Raw genomic sequence first — 17743 nt, forward strand, 5'->3', positions numbered from 1 at the left:
GTGGCGAAGTCTGCACAGAAAGTGCGCTGAAGAGCTTGCACCGGGCGTCACGAGCGCAGAGCATTGACGCCGTGCCCGGTCTGCCGATCTCGCAAATCATCCCGTGGAGCGTGGCGGGTGTGCTGCTGATCGTCCTGATCGTGGTGCTGGCTCGGACGCGCAAGCCGAGCAGCTCGATCGAGGACGCGGTGCTCGAGGCCGTCTACCACATGTCCCGCGCGACCCCGGACCTGCGCGAGGGCTTCGACCAGGCCAGCGCCGACCGCATCACCTCGCAGCTGCTCGAACTGCTCAAGTGCGTCGCCGTCGGCATCACCGACAACGAGGGCACGCTGGTGTCCTGGGACGGCGAGGCCAACGACCACTACCTCGACCTGGCGAACGCGGTCATGTTGTCGATCCGCAAGGCCCGCCGCGAGGTCGTCTCGCACGACGACGTCCCGTGCGACCACCGCGGCACCTGCAAGATGAAGACCGCGGTGATCGTGCCGCTGCTGGTCGAGGACGAGGTCGAGGCCGCGCTCATCGTGGTCGGCCGCAGCTCCGGCAAGCGCCTGATCCAGATGGCCGACGCGGTCGCGCAGTTCGTCACCACCCAGTTCGAGCTGGCCCGCTTCGAGGAGTCCAAGCACCAGCTGCAACAGGCCGAGATCAAGGCGTTGCGCGCGCAGATCTCGCCGCACTTCATCTACAACGCGCTCAACACCATCTCCGCGCTGATCCGCACCGACCCGGAGGAGGCGCGCGAGCTGCTGCAGGAGTTCGCCGACTTCACGCGCTACTCGTTCCGCACCTCCGGCATGTTCACCACGCTGGCCGACGAGCTGCGCAACATCGACCGCTACCTGACCATCGAGCGCGCCCGGTTCGGCGGCCGCTTGGAGGTGCGCCTGAAGATCGCGCCCGAGGTGCTGTCGGTCGTGGTGCCGTTCCTGATCATCCAGCCGCTCGTGGAGAACGCCGTGCAGCACGGCCTGGCGAACAAGCCGACCGGTGGCATGGTCACCGTGACCGCGTCCGACTACGGCACCGAGGCGCTGATCAGCGTCGAGGACGACGGCATCGGCATGGACCCGGCGCGGCTGGCCGACCTGCGCAACTCGCACCGCACCGGCGCGCACGTCGGGCTGGGCAACATCAACGCCCGCATGCGTCAGCTCTTCGGCGACGAGTACGCGCTGATGGTCGAGACCGCGCCGGGTGCCGGGATGAAGGTGACGCTGCGGGTGCCGAAGTTCGCGCCCGGCGTGCGCACCGACCTGCCGGACTACGCGGACGCCCCGCCCGAGCCGGCGCGCAACGGCCGTCTGCACAAGTCCGAAGGAGTCCGTAACCTGGCGCCATGACCAGCGTGACGGACAGGCTGAGCAGCAAGATCTCGCGCATCGGCGACCGGGGCGACCGCAAGGACGTGGTGGCCGTCGTCAAGCTGCACGGGGTGATCACCCCGACGCCCTCGCCGCTGGCGCGCGGCACCATCAACCTCGCGGCCGTCGAGTCGGCGCTGACCCGCGCGTTCGACCACGACCGGCTCAAGGCGGTCGCGCTGCAGATCAACTCCCCGGGCGGCGCGCCGACCCAGTCCGGCCTGGTCGCCGAGCGGATCCGGCAGCTCGCGGCCAAGAAGCCGGGCGTGCCGGTGATCGCGTTCTGCGAGGACGTCGCGGCCTCCGGCGGCTACTGGCTGGCCTGCGCGGCGGACGAGATCTACGCGCACCGCACGTCGATGGTCGGCTCGATCGGCGTGATCAGCGGCGGGTTCGGGTTCACCGGCCTGCTGGAGCGCTTCGGCATCGAGCGGCGGGTGCACACCGCGGGCGAGAACAAGAAGCGGCTCGACCCGTTCGCCCCGGAGAAGCCCGAGGACGTCGAGTGGCTGAAGAAGATGCACTCCCAGCTGCACGAGATGTTCGTGGACTGGGTGAAGGAACGCCGCGGCGACCGGCTCGCCGACACCGAGGAGCTGTTCACCGGTGACGTCTGGCTCGGCGCGAAGGCCGTCGAGCTGGGCCTGGTCGACGGGATCGGCAACCTGCGGGAGGTCGTCGAGCAGCGCTGGCCGGACGCCGAGATCACGATCGCCGAGCCGAAGAAGCCGCTGCTGGCCCGGCTGGGGATCGGCGCACCTGCGGCCGCCCAGGCGCTCCTGGACGCGGTCGCACAGCGCGTAGCGTGGTCACGCTACGGGATTTGAGGCCTTGCAGTTGGCCACGCACGCAACTGGCACCGCCGCGGGTTCTCAGGCGGCTCCTCGCGAGGACAGCGCCGACGTGGTGAACTGGCGTTCATGAGGAGGCGATCCCACAGCGAGGGGCCGTCTGAGGTTCCGCTACCCGCACCGCCAAGCAGGCCGGGTCGAACATTCATTCGCGGTATGGACATCGCATCGTGCAGTAGGCAGGATGCGAGTCACTGTGAGTGCGCAACAAGACACCAGACTGCTCGTCCTGGCCGTGGACGACGAGCCGCACGGGTTGAACCTGCTGGTCGACACCCTGCGGAACAACCCCCACATCGGCCGCGTGTTCACCGCGGTCGACGCTTCCGAGGCGCTGCGCGTGCTGGCCTCGGACGATCCGGAGGTGCGTGAGCGCAAGGACCGCGGCCTGCCGCCGATCGACGCGGTGTTCGCCGATCTCCAGATGCCCGGCCTGTCCGGCATGGAGATGGCGCGCGTGTTCTCGGCGATGAGCCCCGCGCCGGTGCTGGTGTTCGTCACCGGGCACGCGCACGAGGCCGTCAACGCGTTCGACCTGGGCGCAGTGGACTACCTGCTCAAGCCGTGCAACCAGCACCGGCTGGACCGGGCGGTCGAGCGGGTGCTGGAGAAGCTGAAGACGGTGGCCCCGCCCGGTCCGGGTGCGGCCGCGCCCGCCGCGCCGGACGACGACGAGGTGATCCCGGTCGAGCTCGCCGGGACCACGAAGCTCGTGCCGCGCTCGTCGGTGCGCTGGGTCGAGGCGCAGGGCGACTACGCGCGCCTGTTCACCAAGGACGGCAACAGCCACCTGGTCCGCATCCCGCTGACCCAGCTGGAGGAGCGCTGGGAGAAGGCCGGGTTCGTGCGCATCCACCGGTCGTTCCTGGTCGCGCTGAACCTGATCACCGAACTGCGCATGGGGCAGGGCGGCTACCAGGTCGTGATCGGCAACGAGGAGAAGCTGCTCCCGGTCTCCCGGCGGCACACCCGTGAGCTCAAGGACCGACTCACGGGTGGTCGATGACCGAGGACTTCCACCGTCGCGTCGACGGGGTGCGGGAACCGGACCCGACGTTGGGCAAGAACTACCAGCCCGCGTCGGTGGAGCCGGTGTCAGCCGTGCCGCCGCCCGAGGCGCCACCGGAGCCGGCGAAACCACCGAAGCGGCAGCGGGTGGTGCTGGCCGATCCGCGGTCCCGGCGCACCACGCCGACGCTGCGCGCGCGCCTGGAGCTGGAGCAGCAGACCAGCTGGGGTGAGCTGCTGATCCGCGACCTGGTCAAGCACCAGCTGCGCACCGCGATCGGGTTGAGCACGCTGGTGCTGGTGCTGCTCGGCGCGCTGCCGCTGGCCTTCTACCTGTGGCCGGGGTTCGCGGCGCTGCGCGTGATCGGCGTGCCGCTGGCGTGGCTGCTGCTGGGGCTGCTGCCGTTCCCGTTGCTGCTGCTCGCGGGCCTGGCCTACAACCGGCTGGCCGAGCGGCACGAGCGGGACTTCGTGGACATGATCGAGTCGTGACCGGCCGTCGGGACCGGTCCCGCCGCAGGGGACAATCCGGATCGTGCACCTGAACCCGTGGGCGCTGAGCGGCATCGCGACCGTCGCCGCGCTGACCTTCTACCTGGGTCACCGCTCGTCCCGGTTCGCCAACACCACGCACGACTTCCTGGTCGCGCGCCGCACGGTCCGCTCGCGCCGCAACGCCGCCGCCATCTCCGGTGAGTACCTGTCGGCCGCGTCGTTCCTCGGGATCGCCGGGATCATCCTCAAGGACGGCGCCGACGGGTTGTGGTTCCCGATCGGTTTCACCGCCGGGTACCTCGCGCTGATGTTGTTCGTCGCCGCGCCGCTGCGCCGCTCGGGCGCGTACACGCTGCCGGACTTCCTGGAGGCGCGGCTCGGGTCGGTCGCGCTGCGCCGGTGCGGCACGTTCTTCGTGGTGTTCATCGGGATCCTCTACATGGTCCCGCAGCTGCAGGGCGCCGGGCTGGCGCTGACGACGGTGCTGGACGCGCCGGCCTGGGTCGGCGCGGTGACGGTGAGCGTGCTGGTCGGCGTCAACGTGATCGCGGGCGGGATGCGCGCGATCACCGTGGTGCAGGCGTTCCAGTACTGGCTCAAGCTGTTCGCGATCGCGGTGCCCGCGTTCGTGCTGTGTGCGGTGTTCCTGGCCGGTGGCAAGCCGGGGCCGGCCGGTTCGCTCGGTTCGCCGGCGCCGCCGGTGTTCGCCTCGGCGACCACTGTGGACATTCGCACCGATGTCGCCTTCGAGGTCGGCACGCTGACGCAGGTCCAGATCCGGCACCCCGGCGAACCGGCCCCGCACGACGAGATCTGGCTGCGGGGCTCGACGCAGGAGCTGCCGCGGGGCACGCAGGTGTGGTTCGCGGCAGGCACCCCGGTGCCGACGGTGAGCGACGCGAAGGTCACCAACTCCGAGTGGCTGCATCCGGGGTCGGAGGGGTTGCGGGACCTGCTGCAGACGTATTCGCTGATCTTCGCGACGTTCCTCGGCACCATGGGTCTGCCGCACGTGCTGGTCCGCTTCTACACCAACCCGGACGGGCGGGCGGCGCGCCGGACCACGGTGCACGTCCTGCTGCTGCTCGGGCTGTTCTACCTGTTCCCGACGATCCTCGGGGCGCTGTCCCGGATGTACGTGCCGGAGCTGCTGGTGACCGGCCAGACCGACGCCGCCGTGCTGCGGCTGCCGTCGGCGATGGTGCCGGGGGTGGTGGGGCAGGTGCTCGGCGCGGTCGTGCTGGCCGGGGCGTTCGCGGCGTTCCTGTCCACGTCGTCGGGGTTGCTGGTGAGCCTGGCGGGTGTGGTGTCGACGGACCTGTCGAAGGGGCGGGTGCTGGATTTCCGGATCGCCGCCGGGGTGGTCGGGCTGGTGCCGCTGGCGCTGGCGTTGTTCCTGCGGCCCAACGACCTGTCGCTGAGCGTGGGGATGTCGTTCGCGCTGGCCGCGTCGACGTTCTCGCCGCTGCTGTTGCTCGGCGTGTGGTGGCGCGGACTGACCTGGCCGGGCGCGATGGCGGGGATGATCATCGGCGGCGGGCTGGTGCTGGGCGCGCTGGGGGTGGACATGGCCAGCCGTTTCACCGGGGACTGGGCACCGTGGTTCACCGACCAGCCCGCGCTGATCACGGTGCCGGTCGCGTTCGCGGTGACGATCCTGGTCAGCCTGGCGACGCCGAACGGCAAACCGGCGGACGTCAACGCGGTGATGCTGCGACTGCACGCCCCCGACCGGCTCGGCTTCATGCGGGACCGCGCGGTGGCGCGGTTCGGCCAGGCGGAGGAACGCTCCCGCATGGGCCGCGGCCGGCACCGCAAGTAACGGCGGCCGGGGTTCGCACGGGAGGTGCGGGCTCGGTCGCGGTGAGTTCTGCCTCGGTGGGCCGTGGGCCGGGGGACGGCTGTGCGCATGCCTCGCCGGAACGGCGGGAAGGTGCGGACCTGGGCGCGGTGCGGTTCGCATCCGGCGGGCCGTGGGCCAGTGCGGCTGGTGGGCGTGGCCGGGGAGGACCGCGCCGGAACGGTGAAGGTGCGGCGTGGTTCGCGTCGCGATGTGGGCAGTGGAGCGCCGAGAGGGCGGTTGCCTGACGGGGCGCGCGGCCGGGACTGGCCGCGCCCGAACGGTGGGAAGGTGCGGACCTGGGCTGGCCGCGGTTCGCATCCGGCGGGCCGTGGCCATTCGGGCGCGGCCGGGACTGGCCGCGCCCGAATGGCGGGAAAGCGCGGGCGCGGCGTGTCGCGTCGGTGGTGCCGGGCAGCGGCGCCCCCGAACGCTGCGTGACCTCACCTCTGACCCGGAAGAGTTTCACTCGCTTAGCGGTTTCGTTTACCGTCCGTTGACTTCTCATCCCATCTTGGCCGTTTGGTGATTCGGCAAATGGACATTCCTACGTCAAACCGGCGTAAGATCGTCAACTCTCCGTAAGATCATTCACTCAAAAGGATTAACAACAACTCTCACGTTTCACGGCAAGATCTACCCGCGTCACACGACCGGAAGAGGTAGCGACCATGGAAAGGGAGGTTGTCCCGTGAGCACCAGCGACCAGGACCTCGTCGACGAGACGGGTCCGGGTGACAACTGGCAGAAGGTGCAGGCGAGCCCCGAGTTCGCCGAGCTCCGCAAGAGGTTGCGGGCCTTCGTCTTCCCGATGACCGTCCTCTTCCTCGTCTGGTACCTCGTCTACGTCCTGCTCGCCGACTACGCCCACGGCTTCATGTCCACGAAGCTGATCGGCAACTTCAACGTCGGCCTGCTCATCGGCCTGCTGCAGTTCGTGTCGACGTTCCTCATCACCGGGCTCTACGTGCGGTACGCCAACCGCAAGCTCGACCCGATCGCCGACAAGCTCCGTGGTGAGATCGAAGGAGGCGCGCAGTGACGAACCTCGCGCAGGGCGTCGAGGGCAGCAACCCGACGCTGAACATCATCATCTTCGCGATCTTCGTCGCGATCACCCTCGTCATCGTGTTCCGCGCCAGCCGCAACACGAAGACCGCCTCCGACTACTACGCCGCCGGCCGCTCGTTCACCGGCCCGCAGAACGGCATCGCGATCTCCGGTGACTACCTGTCCGCGGCGTCGTTCCTGGGCATCGCCGGCGCGATCGCGGTCAACGGCTACGACGGGTTCCTCTACTCCATCGGGTTCCTCGTCGCGTGGCTGGTCGCGCTGCTGCTGGTCGCCGAGCTGCTGCGCAACACCGGCAAGTTCACCCTCGGCGACGTGGTCGCGTTCCGGATGCGGCAGCGGCCGATCCGCGCGGCGGCCGCGGTGTCCACGCTCGCGGTGTCGTTCTTCTACCTGCTCGCGCAGATGGCCGGCGCCGGCGGCCTGGTCAACCTGCTGCTCGGCATCCGGAGCGACTGGGGCCAGAACGCGGTCATCGCGATCGTCGGCATCCTGATGATCGTCTACGTGCTGATCGGCGGCATGAAGGGCACCACCTGGGTGCAGATCATCAAGGCCGTGCTGCTGATCCTCGGCGCGCTGGCGATGACCCTGTGGGTGCTGGCCAAGTTCGGCTTCAACCTCTCGAACCTGCTGCAGGGCGCCGTCGAACGCGGCGGCGCGAACGGTGACGCGCTGCTCAACCCGGGCAAGCAGTACGGCAAGACCGACACCAGCAAGCTGGACTTCCTGTCGCTGGGCATCGCGCTGGTGCTGGGCACCGCGGGCCTGCCGCACGTGCTGATGCGCTTCTACACGGTGCCCACCGCGAAGGACGCGCGGAAGTCGGTCGTCTGGGCGATCGTCCTGATCGGCATCTTCTACCTGTTCACCCTGGTGCTGGGCTACGGCGCCGGTGCGCTGGTGGGGCCGCAGACGATCAACTCGGCGCCGGGCACGACCAACTCGGCCGCGCCGCTGCTCGCGCTCGAACTGGGCGGGCCGATCCTGCTCGGGTTCATCGCCGCGGTCGCATTCGCGACGATCCTCGCGGTGGTGGCCGGCCTGACGATCACCGCGTCGGCGTCGTTCGCGCACGACGTCTACGCCAACGTGATCAAGAAGGGTCAGGTGGACAGCAAGGCGGCCGAGGTGCGCGTCGCCCGCATCACCGCGGTCGTGATCGGCGCGCTGGCCATCGTCGGCGGCATCCTCGCCAAGAACCAGAACGTGGCCTTCCTGGTCGCGCTGGCCTTCGCGGTGGCGGCCTCGGCGAACCTGCCGACCCTGCTGTATTCGCTGTTCTGGAAGCGGTTCAACACCCAGGGCGCGCTGTGGAGCATGTACGGCGGCCTGCTCGTCACCGTCGTCCTGATCGTCTTCTCGCCGGCGGTGTCCGGCGGGCCGAAGCCGATGATCAAGGGCGTGGACTTCCACTGGTTCCCGCTGGAGAACCCGGGCCTGGTGTCCATCCCGGTGTCGTTCCTGCTCGGCTTCCTCGGCACGATCCTGTCGAAGGAGCACGACGAGAAGAAGTACGCCGAGATGGAGGTCCGGTCGCTGACCGGCGCAGGCTCGGAGAAGGCGACCGCGCACTGACCCGGGCGCAACCCGAGAAGGGGCCACCTCCGATGCCGGGAGGTGGCCCCTTTTGCTGGCTCACGTGCAGTTGATGGGTGCGCGTGTCAGTATGTGAACGTGCAACCAGGTGACATCCCGACCGCGTCCGTCTCCGAGCTCCCCACGGACGGGCTGGTGTTGCTGGACGTCCGCGAGCAGGACGAGTGGGACGCCGGACACGCCCCGGGCGCGGTCCACATCCCGCTCGGCGAGCTGCCGGCGCGCACCGACGAACTGGCCCAGCTGCCCGACGACCGGCCGCTCTACGTGGTGTGCCGCACCGGCGGCCGCTCCGCGCGGGCCGCGGCCTGGCTCAACGCGAGCGGCTGGGACGCGATCAACGTGGCCGGCGGCATGAAGTCCTGGGCGACCGAGGGCCGCCCGGTCGTCGGCGAGCACGACGGTCCACCCGAGGTCCTGTAGGTCCCATGCACCCGACCCCGAGGCCCTACCGAGCGCGACCGCGGGTCCGCTGGGTGGCGAACCCTCCGCCGGGTGCGATCCGTCCCCGCCCGGCCCGCGCCGCCGAGCGCTACGACGGTCCGCCGTCCTACCACGTGCCGCCGCGCTGGGGCTTCCCGCACCTGGCCTGGCGGGTGCCGACGGCGGTGCCCGGCACGCCGTCCGGGTACCCCAGCCCGGTCGAGCGCGTGCGGGTGCTGCACCGCAACGCGGTCACGATCCTGTGGTTCCTCGCCGGGCTCGCGGCCGTCGCGGCGGGCGCCGAGTTCTGGCGCTACGCGCTGCTGGTGGCCAGCCGCACGACGGCCCTGCACGCGACGACCGTGGCGTTCTCCGACGCGCTGGAGATCATCGCGTCGTTGCTCACCGTGGTGTTCGGGCTCATCGCCATCGCGGCGACGCTGTGGTGGCTGCTGATCGCCCGCGGCGCCGCCGCCGAGGCCGCCGGACAGGAACCGGCCCGCTCGACGCGGGAGGTCGTGGCCGGGGTCCTGGTGCCGGGCGTGAACCTGGTGATGGCCGGCTCCATCCTCGCCGAGCTGGAACACCTGGTGCTGGGCCGCGCCCCGGCGCGCCGCCCCCGCCCGTCGCGGCTGGTGCTGGCCTGGTGGGCGGCCTGGGTGGTCAACGAGGTGCTGATGGTGCTGGTCATCGTGTGGCGTCTCAAGGACGGCGTCCAGGCGATGGCGGACGGCGTGCTGCTGACCGGGCTGCTGAACACCTCGGCCGCCGTGCTGGCCGGGCTGACCGCGGTGCTGGTCTACCGCCTGACGACGCTGCTGGCCCCGGTCCGCGCCGACCGGCTGCGCCCGCTGCAGGTGCGCTCCGTGAGGGGCGCGCCGGCGCCGGAGCTGCGCACGGCCCGCCCCACCGGCGCGGCCCGCTAGAACGTCACCGGCAGGTTCTTCAGCCCGCGGATCACGAACTCCGGCCGCCGCTCCGGGTCGCCCGCCAGGCGCAGGCCGGGGAGGCGGCGGGTCAGGGCCGACAGCGCGGCGGCGATCTCGATCCGGGCCAGCGGCGCGCCGATGCAGTAGTGGATCCCGGCGCCGAAGCCCAGGTGCGTGCCCTCGGTGCGGCCGACGTCGAGCGTGTCCGGATCGGCGAACACCTCCGGGTCGCGCGCGGCCGCGCCGAGCAGCGCGGCGATCTTCTCGCCCTTCGCGACCCGGAATCCGGCGATCTCCACGTCCTCGGTCGCGGTGCGTTCGAACAGCTGCAGCGGCGAGTCGAAGCGGATCAGCTCCTCCACCGCGGTCGGCATCAGGTCCGGGTCGTCGACCAGGCGTTTCCACTGGTCCGGGTGCCGCAGCAGGGCCCACACGCCGTTGCCGATCACGTTGACCGTCGCCTCGTGGCCGGCCATCAGCAGCAGCACCGCCGTCGCGACCACCTCGTCCTCGGTGAGTCCCACCCGTCGCCCACCGCCACCCTCAACGGAGCCGCTTCGCGGCGCGGCCTCTTCCCCGTGCAGCAGGTCCGTGATCAGGTCCTCGCCCGGCTCCCGGCGGCGCCGTTCGGCCAGCTCCCGCAGGAACTCGACGAACTCGGTCGCCGCGCGCTCGGCCGCCACCCGGCCCTCCTCGGGCAGCCCGTACTCGTACATCTTCACGATCGCGTTCGACCACGGCACCAGCCGCGGCCGGTCGGCCTCGGGCACGTCGAGCAGCTCGGAGATCACCGCGACCGGCAGCGGCTGCGCGAGCGCCTCCAGCAGGTCACCCGAGCCGGCCGCGGCGAGCTTCGCCACCAGGTCGTCCGCCAGCTTCATCACCGTCGGCCGCAGCCGCTCCACGTGCCCGCGCCCGAACGCCGACGAGATCGACCGCCGCAGCCGCGTGTGCACCGGCGGTTCGTTCTCCAGCAGCGAGTTGCGGTGCAGCAGGTTGAACGACACGAACTGCTCGGCCGGGCTCGCGTCGGTCCAGATCCGGCCCAGCCCGCGGTGCCGCAGTACCGCCGACGCGGCCGCGTGGGACACCGCGATCGCCAGGCCCAGCCCGTCGTGCCGGTGCACCGGCGCCTGCGCGCGCAGGCGGGCGAACTCCGGGTAGGGGTCGGCGAGGAAGGCGGGGTCACGGGGATCGAACACGACCCGAGCCTAATCCCCCGATCCGGCGGGCCGTGCCCGGTTCGGTAGCGTCTGCGGCCTGTAGTCGAGGAGGCGAGATGGGCAAGGGCGCGCGCAAGCGGGGTCCGAAGAAGGACAAGGCACCGAAGATCCGCGACGTGTTCGTGGGGCAGCCGTTCGAGGGGCTGGCCGCCGAGCCGGAGCTGATCGCGCTGCGCGAGTTCGTGCCGTCGGCCACCGCGCCGCTGTCCCTTGTGGACGCCGGGGACCGGAAGATCACGCTGGCGACCGTGCTGCCGATGGCCGCCGCCGCGTTCGTGCGCACCGACGGCGAGGTGTTCGTCGGGCTCCAGGTGCAGACCCGGTCCAGCGACGTGAGCCGCGACCTGGGCCGCGCGATCCGGTGGGCGCTGACGGCCGAGCCGGGCGACGTGCTGCCGGTGCCCGACACCACCAGCCCGCCGCAGGAGGGCGAGCGCCTGCAGGACCTGCTGGTGGCCGACGCCGAGCTGGACGTCACCCTGCACCCGAACTTCGACTGGTGGCTGCCCGAGGACACCGATCCCAGCGGCGAGGTCAAGGTGTCGCTGGAGCGGGCCAACGAGGCGATCATGCCGACCGAGCGGCTGGGCACCGGCTCGTACTGGGTGCTCGCCGGGGAGAAGGCGCACCTGCGCTGGGTCCGCCGCGAGCCGGAGGGTCGCCTGATGCAAGCGCTTGCGCGGCTGTCCGCGGCAGGTGAGCTGTCGCTCGGCGAGGGTTCCCGCTACGCCGGGTCGTTCCGCGCGCACGGCCTGCTGGTTCCGGTCTGGGACCTGGACCCGGAGGCCCACGCCCGCGAGTGGGTCGAGCCGGCCGAGCAGCTGGGCGCCCGCCTGGACGAGGCGCTGAAGTCGGTGGACGCCGAGCCGCTGACCGCCGCCGAGCGCCGGGCCCGCGACGGCCTGGTCGGACGGCAGCTGACGCTCCGCTAGTGATCCTGCACCTCTGCGCGGCCGGCGAGTGGACGGGCGCGGACTACCGCGCGCCGTCCCTCGACACCGTCGGGTTCATCCACTGTTCCGACCCGGGCACGGTGGCGATCCCGGCGAACGCGCTCTACGCCGGGCGCACGGACCTGGTGCTGCTGGAAATCGACCCGGCGCGCCTGGACGTCCCGCTGCGCTGGGAGGCCGGCGCCCCTCCGCACCCGGACGGCATCCTCTTCCCGCACGTGTACGGCCCGATCCGCGCCGAGGCCGTGGTGGCCGTGCACCCCTTCCCGCCGAGCCCGGACGGCACCTTCGAGCTGCCCGCGAGCCTCGCGCAACGCGACCCCCGCTGAGACGTCCCCCGGAGAGCGCCGGACAACCGGAGGGGGCCGTCATGCGTGGAGTGGGCGAAGGGGCAAGACGCTCGATCGAGGGAGGCGATACGGTGACCTCGGCCGCGATGGCCATTGCCTGGGGAGGCGGCCGCGCGGCGGGGAGGGGGTCAGCGGTGAGCGACGAGCTGGCGGACTTCGGCGAGTTCGTGCAGGCCAGCTTGCCCGGGCTGCTCCGGTACGGCCACGTGCTCACCGGCAATCCACACGACGCCGCCGACCTGGTGCAGACCGTGCTGGAGAAGGTCGGCTCCCGCTGGGCCCACGTGCAACGCAAGACGGCCGATCCGCTCGCCTACGTCCGCCGCGCGATGGCGAACGCGCACATCAGCCGCTGGCGGCGCCTGAAGCGGGAGAGCCTGGTCGCCGACGTGCCCGAGCAGCGCGCCGCCGCACCGGTGGACCCGTTCGAGCACGAGCCGCTGTGGCAGGCCCTGCGCGAGCTGCCGCCGCGCCAGCGCGCGGTCATCGTGCTCCGCTACTACGAGGGCCTGTCCGAGGCCGAGATCGCCTCCTCGCTGGGTGTCAGCACGGGCACGGTGAAGAGCCAGGCCAGCAAGGCGATCGCGACGCTGCGGACCAAGATCGGCACGATCACCGGAGGGAGGGACGACTGGTGAACCCCGACGACGAGCTCGGCGACGAGCTGCGGCGGCTGTTCGACGACGACCGGCTGGCGATCACGCCCGCGCCGGGAGCCGAGAGCACCATCGTGCGCGGCGCCCGCCGTCGTCGTCGGCAGCGCACCGCCGTGGCCGCCTCCGGGGGCGTCCTCACCGCCGTCCTGCTGGTGACCCTGGGGCTCGTGGCCGAACGCCAGGACCCCGGCGTGCACCAGGCCGCCCGCCCCACCACCAGCGCCCCGTCGACCACCACGGACGGGCCCGGGCCGGTTGTGGTGCCGCCGTCGTTCCCCGAACTGCCCGTGCAGCCGGCTCCGCCGACGTCGACGACCACCGCCACTCCCGCGCCGCCGCCGAGCGGCACCTCCCGGCCCGCGCCGCCGAGCAGCAGCGGCGCCAGCGCCCGTCCCGAGCCGGCCACCACCGCCGTCCTCGGCCCCACCGGGTACCGGCAACTGCGGCTCGGGATGAGCTTCGACGAGGCCAAGGCCACCGGAATGCTCGCCGACACGGACACCGCGCCCACCGAATGCATCGGCTACCGGCTCATCGAGGGCATGGCGAACATCGCCACGGTCACCATTTCGCCGGCCGACGGTGTGGTGGTCTTCGCCGCGACCGGTGCACGCACTCCGGAAAACGTCGGCATCGGTTCCACCGTCGCGGAACTGAGGAATGCCTATCCTGATCTGACGGCCGGTGCGGGCAATTACCGCGCCGCCACCGGATCGGGCGCGAACTACACGTTCTACGTCGATTCCACCGACACCGTGGTGAGCTGGGAACTGGGCGCCGCGCCGGCTTGCTGACACGACGGAGCCCGGGCCGAAGCCCGGGCTCCGTGCCGTCAACAGGCAGGCGCGCTCCGCGGTATGGCGGTCCTACAGGGCGCCACCGGCGACCGGCGGCATCTCCGGCGCGCCGTCGTCGCCGACGGACTCGCGGGCCAGCCAGGTCTCCACCTCGAACATGTTGCCGTTGGCGCGCTTGACCACGTTGACCAGCGTGGACATCTGCGACACCTCCTCGACCTGCTCCTTGAGGAACCACTGGAGGAACTGCTCGCCCTGGTAGTCGTCCTCGGCGCGGGCGGCCTTCATCAGGGTGCGGAAGTCGGCCGTGACCTCCTTCTCCTGCTCCAGCGCCAGCTCGACCAGCTCGAGGGGCTCGGCGAAGTCGTTGCGGACCGGGCCGGTGGGCGGGATGTCCACGTGGTGGTCGGTGTCGATCAGGTACTGCACGATCGCCAGCGCGTGGTTGCGCTCCTCCACCGCCTGGCGGTAGAAGTGCCTGGCCAGCTGGGGCAGGTCCGCGTTGTCGAACCAGACCGCCAGCGCCACGTACTGCTGGGAAGCGTGGAACTCGTTCTGCACCTGCTGCTGCAGGAGCTCGTAGAACTTGGAGCGCGGTTCTTTCTTCAGCATCGCCATGACTCAAGAATAGGCCATTTCGCTGATCGTTAACCATTCGGACCTGGTGATTCCCCTTTCGTTTGGGTAGGCTTACCGAGATTAGGAAGTGCTTATTTAGGGCGTGCTAATTCAGCTTAGCCTTTCCTAATTCACGATCGGGTCGCGGACGACGGGGCACGACATGCAGCGCGGCCCGCCCCGGCCGGAGCCCAGCTCGGAACCGGCGATGGCCAGCACCTCGATGCCGGCGTCCGCGAGTCGCGCGTTGGTCTCCACGTTGCGCTCGTAGCCCACCACCACGCCGGGCGCCAGCGCCAGCGTGTTGTTGCCGTCGTCCCACTGCTCGCGTTCCGCGGTCACCGGGTCGAGGCCGGTGTCGATCACGCGCAGCTTCTCGATGCCCATCGCCTCGGCCGCGGCGTGCAGGAACGGCTGCGGGCCGTCCACGCGCAGCGAGCCGTCGCCGTCCGGGCGCAGCGTGAACGCCACCAGCTCGTCGCGGGCCAGCGGGTACATCACCACGGCGTCCGGCGCGACCATCGTGCAGACGGTGTCCAGGTGCATCGTGGCGCGGGCCTGCGCGATCGGCACCGCGAGCACGGTGTGGGCGATGTCGTCGGCGAACAGCGAGCGCGCCAGCGACTCCGCGCCGGCGGCCGTGGTGCGCTCGCCGATGCCGACGGCCAGCACGCCCGGCGCGAGCAGCAGCACGTCCCCGCCCTCGACCGGCGCCGAATGGGCGCCGTAGGCACGCGAGGCGTGGGCGAACCGCGGGTGGTAGGCGTAGACGAGGTCGAGCAGCGCGGTCTCGCGGCGACGGGCCGGCATCGCCAGCGACGAGATCGCCACCCGGTCCGCGATCCACACCGACGAGTCGCGGGTGAACAGCAGGTTCGGCAGCGGGTCGACCGCGAAGTCGTGCGGGTGGTGGATCTTGCGGACCAGCGACGCGCCCTCGGCGGCGGGCAGCTCCTCGAACGTCAGGCCGGCCATCAGGACCTCGGCCAGCGTCGTCGCGTCCACATCGGACAGGTGCGAGCGCAGCGCGTCCCCCAGGTCCTCGCCCAGGCGCCGGTCGTCGACCGCGGCGTGCACCCCCGCGGCGTGCGCGCGCGGATCGGCCAGCGCCTCCCGCAGCACGTCGGCCAGCAGGAGCACCTCGACGCCGCGGCCGCGCAGGACCCCGGCGAACGCGTCGTGTTCCTCCTGGGCGCGGCCGACCCACGGGATCGAGTCGAACAGCAGTTTGTCGTTGTTGCGCGGGGTGAGCCTGGTGAGCTCGTTGCCCGGCCGGTGGAGCAGGACGGCGCGCAGCGGGCCGACCTCGCTGTCCACCCTGGGGGTTTCGGTGGTCACGGGCTGAGCGTAATGGTCAGGGCAGCCAGCTGACGTGTCCGCGCAGCAGCGAGTACCCGACGAACGACACCACGTCGAGCAGCGTGTGCGCGACGACCAGCGGCACCAGCCGGTTGGTCCGCTGCCACACGCGGCCGAACACCAGGCCCATGACGAAGTTGCCGACGAACCCGCCGAAGCCCTGGTAGAGGTGGTAGGACCCGCGCAGCACGGCGGCGGCGACCAGCGCGGTGTTCTCGCGCCAGGCCAGCTGCCGCAGCCGGGTCAGCAGGTAGCCGACGACCAGCACTTCCTCGGCGAAGGCGTTGCCGAACGCGGACAACGTCAGCGCGATCGGGCGCCACCAGGTGTCGTCCAGCCGGGACGGGACGACCGCGAGGTTGACCCCGAGCTTCCAGCCGACGAAGTACAGCACCAGACCCGGAACGCCGATCAACGCGGCCAGCCCGGCGCCCCACAGCAGGTCCCGGCCGGGGCGGTCGCGGTCCAGGCCCACCTCGGCCAGCTTCATCCCGCCGCGCCACAGCAGGTACGCGCCGAGCGCGCCCCACCCGACGAGCTGCACCGCGGACAGCAGCTGGGCGAGCAGGTCCAGCAGGTCGGCGGCGCGCTGCGGGACGTTCAGCGCGACCTGCTGGTCGGACAGCGGTTCCGGCTGCAGCAGCGAGTCGATCAGCGACAGCAGGCTGCGCGCGCCGGACAGGCCCAGCGTGATCGAGAAGACGACGACCAGCTCGATCTTCAGCCGACGTGCCGTCGCGGCGTCCACCGGTTCGGGCAGCGCGGGACGTTCGGGGCGGAGCCAGGAGCGGAGCACGTCCGCACGCTACCGTCTGGTGACATGGCCAAGATTGCTACCGCGGACCGCGTGGACCGTGCCGAGCTGCTGGAGTTCCTCCGGCCGCGGCACCGCGCGATCCTGATGACCACGCGCGCCGACGGCACCCCGCAGCTGTCCCCGGTCACCGCCGGGATCGACCCGGAGGGCCGCTTCGTCGTGGCGACCTACCCGCAGCGCGCCAAGACCCGCAACGCCCGCCGCACCCCGGCCGTGTCGGCGTGCGTGATCTCCGACGAGTGGAACGGGCCGTGGGTGCAGTTCGACGGCCGGGCCGAGGTGCTGGACGTGCCCGACGCGGTCGAGCCGCTGGTGGAGTACTTCCGGTCGATCTCGGGCGAGCACCCGGACTGGGACGAGTACCGCGAGGCGATGGTCAAGCAGAACAAGGCCCTCATCCGCGTCACCATCGAGCGCTGGGGCCCGATCGCGACCGGCGGTTTCCCGCCCGAACTCGCCTGACCCGCGAGTCCCACCCTCCCGCGCGCGAGTCCCACGCTCGTGCGCGCGAGTTCTGCGTTCGTGCAGGCGAGTTCTGCGTTCGTGTGCTGCGTCAGGGCTGGACGCGCATCTGGTTCTTCGCCAGGAACGGGCAGCCGACCAGCCGCCGCAGCTCGATGCTCAGCTGCGCCGGGCTGTGCACCGGCTGGGCGAAGGCCAGGCGCACGTCGTGGTCGCCGTCGCCGGACTCGACCCGCAGCCGCAGCCCGAACTGGTCCAGGCCCAGCGGGCGGATCCGGCCGCCGCGCAGTTCCTCCGGGATGTGCCGGGCGAGCTGGCCGACGACGTCGGGATGATCGCTTTCCAGGTGCCGCAGCCAGCCGGACTCGTAGCCGGCGAACGGATCCGCCGCGGCGGCGTTGAACATGTGCGGCCGCAGCGAGTGGGTGCCCTCGGCGTCGGCTAGGACGAGTGAGGCTGGCGTGAGCCGCAACAGGCTCAGGCCGTGGCCGAGGTCCAGCAGGCGCGGATCGGGCCGCGTCTCGGCGATCGACACCGCCCTGGCGCGGGCCGACTCCGGGCTGAGGTGCCGCAGCCAGCCGGTGATCCACAGCAGCCCGCGGACGGGTTCCCGCAGGTCGACCGGCGCGTGGTCGGCGAGTTCGAACACCACGGCCAGCTCGCCGCGGTCCGCCGCGCTGGTGCGGGCCAGCAGTGGGTGGTCGTCCGGCAGCAGGACGCTGACGCTGCCGCTGGGGTGGACGTGGTGGAGCTCGGGCACCACGCGATCGCTGCCGGTCGGGTCGCCCGCGGTGGGCAGCAGCGCGCCGGGGCCGTTCCGCACGGCGATGGTCTTCGCGCGCTCGGCGGGGCTGGGTGCGGGCGGACGTCGGATCTCGGTCACTGGCCACCTCCTACTTAGGTGAGCCTAACCTGAGTGATCGAC

19 protein-coding genes are annotated in these 17743 nt (G+C 71.4%); 14 read left to right on the plus strand and 5 right to left on the minus strand.

All coding sequences use genetic code 11. The annotated features are described in order from the left end of the window. The first annotated feature begins 62 nt into the window (after nucleotides 1–62). The 9 genes from L1857_RS03165 to L1857_RS03205 all read left to right on the plus strand — a co-directional run bounded on the left by L1857_RS03165 (nucleotide 63) and on the right by L1857_RS03205 (nucleotide 9580). A complete protein-coding gene (locus L1857_RS03165) occupies nucleotides 63–1346 on the plus strand; it encodes a sensor histidine kinase (protein ID WP_094003564.1) in 1284 nt (427 codons plus the stop codon). Then, the gene (locus tag L1857_RS03170) at nucleotides 1343–2194 is read left to right on the plus strand and encodes a S49 family peptidase (RefSeq protein WP_094003476.1); all 852 of its coding nucleotides are present in this window, start codon (nucleotides 1343–1345) and stop codon (nucleotides 2192–2194) included. Before L1857_RS03165 ends, L1857_RS03170 begins: the two co-directional genes overlap by 4 nt. Before the next feature lie 208 nt (nucleotides 2195–2402). Then, complete coding sequence (locus tag L1857_RS03175; protein WP_094003477.1) at nucleotides 2403–3224, plus strand: LytR/AlgR family response regulator transcription factor; 822 nt, start codon at nucleotides 2403–2405, stop codon at nucleotides 3222–3224. Beyond that, nucleotides 3221–3718 carry a hypothetical protein gene (locus tag L1857_RS03180; RefSeq protein ID WP_094003478.1) on the plus strand — a complete coding sequence of 166 codons (498 nt, stop codon included), beginning with the start codon at nucleotides 3221–3223 and terminating at the stop codon, nucleotides 3716–3718. The genes L1857_RS03175 and L1857_RS03180 overlap by 4 nt, the downstream gene beginning before the upstream one ends. Before the next feature lie 43 nt (nucleotides 3719–3761). Further along, nucleotides 3762–5543 (plus strand): sodium/solute symporter, encoded by a 1782-nt coding sequence (locus tag L1857_RS03185; protein WP_094003479.1) that lies wholly within the window; start codon nucleotides 3762–3764, stop codon nucleotides 5541–5543. Nucleotides 5544–6252: 709 nt separating this feature from the next. After that, complete coding sequence (locus L1857_RS03190; RefSeq protein WP_094003480.1) at nucleotides 6253–6603, plus strand: DUF485 domain-containing protein; 351 nt, start codon at nucleotides 6253–6255, stop codon at nucleotides 6601–6603. Next, nucleotides 6600–8210, plus strand: coding sequence for a solute symporter family protein (locus L1857_RS03195; protein ID WP_116109771.1), 1611 nt, complete (start codon nucleotides 6600–6602; stop codon nucleotides 8208–8210). Before L1857_RS03190 ends, L1857_RS03195 begins: the two co-directional genes overlap by 4 nt. A gap of 93 nt (nucleotides 8211–8303) precedes the next feature. After that, nucleotides 8304–8654, plus strand: coding sequence for a rhodanese-like domain-containing protein (locus L1857_RS03200; protein ID WP_094003482.1), 351 nt, complete (start codon nucleotides 8304–8306; stop codon nucleotides 8652–8654). 53 nt (nucleotides 8655–8707) lie between these two features. Then, the gene (locus L1857_RS03205; protein ID WP_094003483.1) at nucleotides 8708–9580 is read left to right on the plus strand and encodes a DUF4328 domain-containing protein; all 873 of its coding nucleotides are present in this window, start codon (nucleotides 8708–8710) and stop codon (nucleotides 9578–9580) included. Here L1857_RS03205 and L1857_RS03210 read toward each other — a convergent pair. Then, entirely contained in the window at nucleotides 9577–10785 is a 1209-nt protein-coding gene (locus L1857_RS03210; RefSeq protein WP_094003484.1) for a cytochrome P450, read from the minus strand. The two genes, L1857_RS03205 and L1857_RS03210, sit on opposite strands and share 4 nt — an antisense overlap. A gap of 77 nt (nucleotides 10786–10862) precedes the next feature. On the opposite strand from L1857_RS03210, the gene L1857_RS03215 reads away from it, so the two are divergent. The 4 genes from L1857_RS03215 to L1857_RS03230 all read left to right on the plus strand — a co-directional run bounded on the left by L1857_RS03215 (nucleotide 10863) and on the right by L1857_RS03230 (nucleotide 13559). After that, nucleotides 10863–11738 (plus strand): DUF5926 family protein, encoded by an 876-nt coding sequence (locus tag L1857_RS03215; protein ID WP_094003485.1) that lies wholly within the window; start codon nucleotides 10863–10865, stop codon nucleotides 11736–11738. After that, nucleotides 11738–12088, plus strand: coding sequence for a DUF952 domain-containing protein (locus L1857_RS03220; protein WP_116109773.1), 351 nt, complete (start codon nucleotides 11738–11740; stop codon nucleotides 12086–12088). The genes L1857_RS03215 and L1857_RS03220 overlap by 1 nt, the downstream gene beginning before the upstream one ends. Nucleotides 12089–12243: 155 nt before the next feature. Next, nucleotides 12244–12747 carry a SigE family RNA polymerase sigma factor gene (locus tag L1857_RS03225; RefSeq protein ID WP_116109774.1) on the plus strand — a complete coding sequence of 168 codons (504 nt, stop codon included), beginning with the start codon at nucleotides 12244–12246 and terminating at the stop codon, nucleotides 12745–12747. Continuing rightward, the gene (locus L1857_RS03230; RefSeq protein ID WP_249464416.1) at nucleotides 12744–13559 is read left to right on the plus strand and encodes a hypothetical protein; all 816 of its coding nucleotides are present in this window, start codon (nucleotides 12744–12746) and stop codon (nucleotides 13557–13559) included. The genes L1857_RS03225 and L1857_RS03230 overlap by 4 nt, the downstream gene beginning before the upstream one ends. Before the next feature lie 72 nt (nucleotides 13560–13631). Here the strand turns inward: L1857_RS03230 and L1857_RS03235 are convergent, their stop codons facing one another. From L1857_RS03235 to L1857_RS03245, 3 genes are all read right to left on the minus strand, one after another. Continuing rightward, nucleotides 13632–14180 (minus strand): ferritin, encoded by a 549-nt coding sequence (locus L1857_RS03235; RefSeq protein ID WP_094003489.1) that lies wholly within the window; start codon nucleotides 14178–14180, stop codon nucleotides 13632–13634. Nucleotides 14181–14306: 126 nt separating this feature from the next. Next, a complete protein-coding gene (locus tag L1857_RS03240) occupies nucleotides 14307–15497 on the minus strand; it encodes an arginine deiminase (RefSeq protein ID WP_249467362.1) in 1191 nt (396 codons plus the stop codon). Between the two features lie 37 nt (nucleotides 15498–15534). Continuing rightward, nucleotides 15535–16299, minus strand: a complete 765-nt coding sequence (locus L1857_RS03245) for a CPBP family intramembrane glutamic endopeptidase (protein WP_116109842.1) — start codon at nucleotides 16297–16299, stop codon at nucleotides 15535–15537. A 60-nt stretch (nucleotides 16300–16359) separates the two neighbouring features. Here L1857_RS03245 and L1857_RS03250 point away from each other — a divergent pair, with 60 nt between their 5' ends. Next, a complete protein-coding gene (locus tag L1857_RS03250) occupies nucleotides 16360–16818 on the plus strand; it encodes a PPOX class F420-dependent oxidoreductase (protein ID WP_116109777.1) in 459 nt (152 codons plus the stop codon). Nucleotides 16819–16909: 91 nt separating this feature from the next. On the opposite strand, the gene L1857_RS03255 is transcribed toward L1857_RS03250, so the two are convergent. Further along, nucleotides 16910–17701, minus strand: coding sequence for a DUF2470 domain-containing protein (locus L1857_RS03255; RefSeq protein WP_094003492.1), 792 nt, complete (start codon nucleotides 17699–17701; stop codon nucleotides 16910–16912). Nucleotides 17702–17743 lie beyond the last annotated feature (42 nt).

Origin of the sequence: Amycolatopsis thermalba (assembly GCF_023376025.1) — a bacterium.
GTDB classification, from domain to species: domain Bacteria; phylum Actinomycetota; class Actinomycetes; order Mycobacteriales; family Pseudonocardiaceae; genus Amycolatopsis_E; species Amycolatopsis_E thermalba.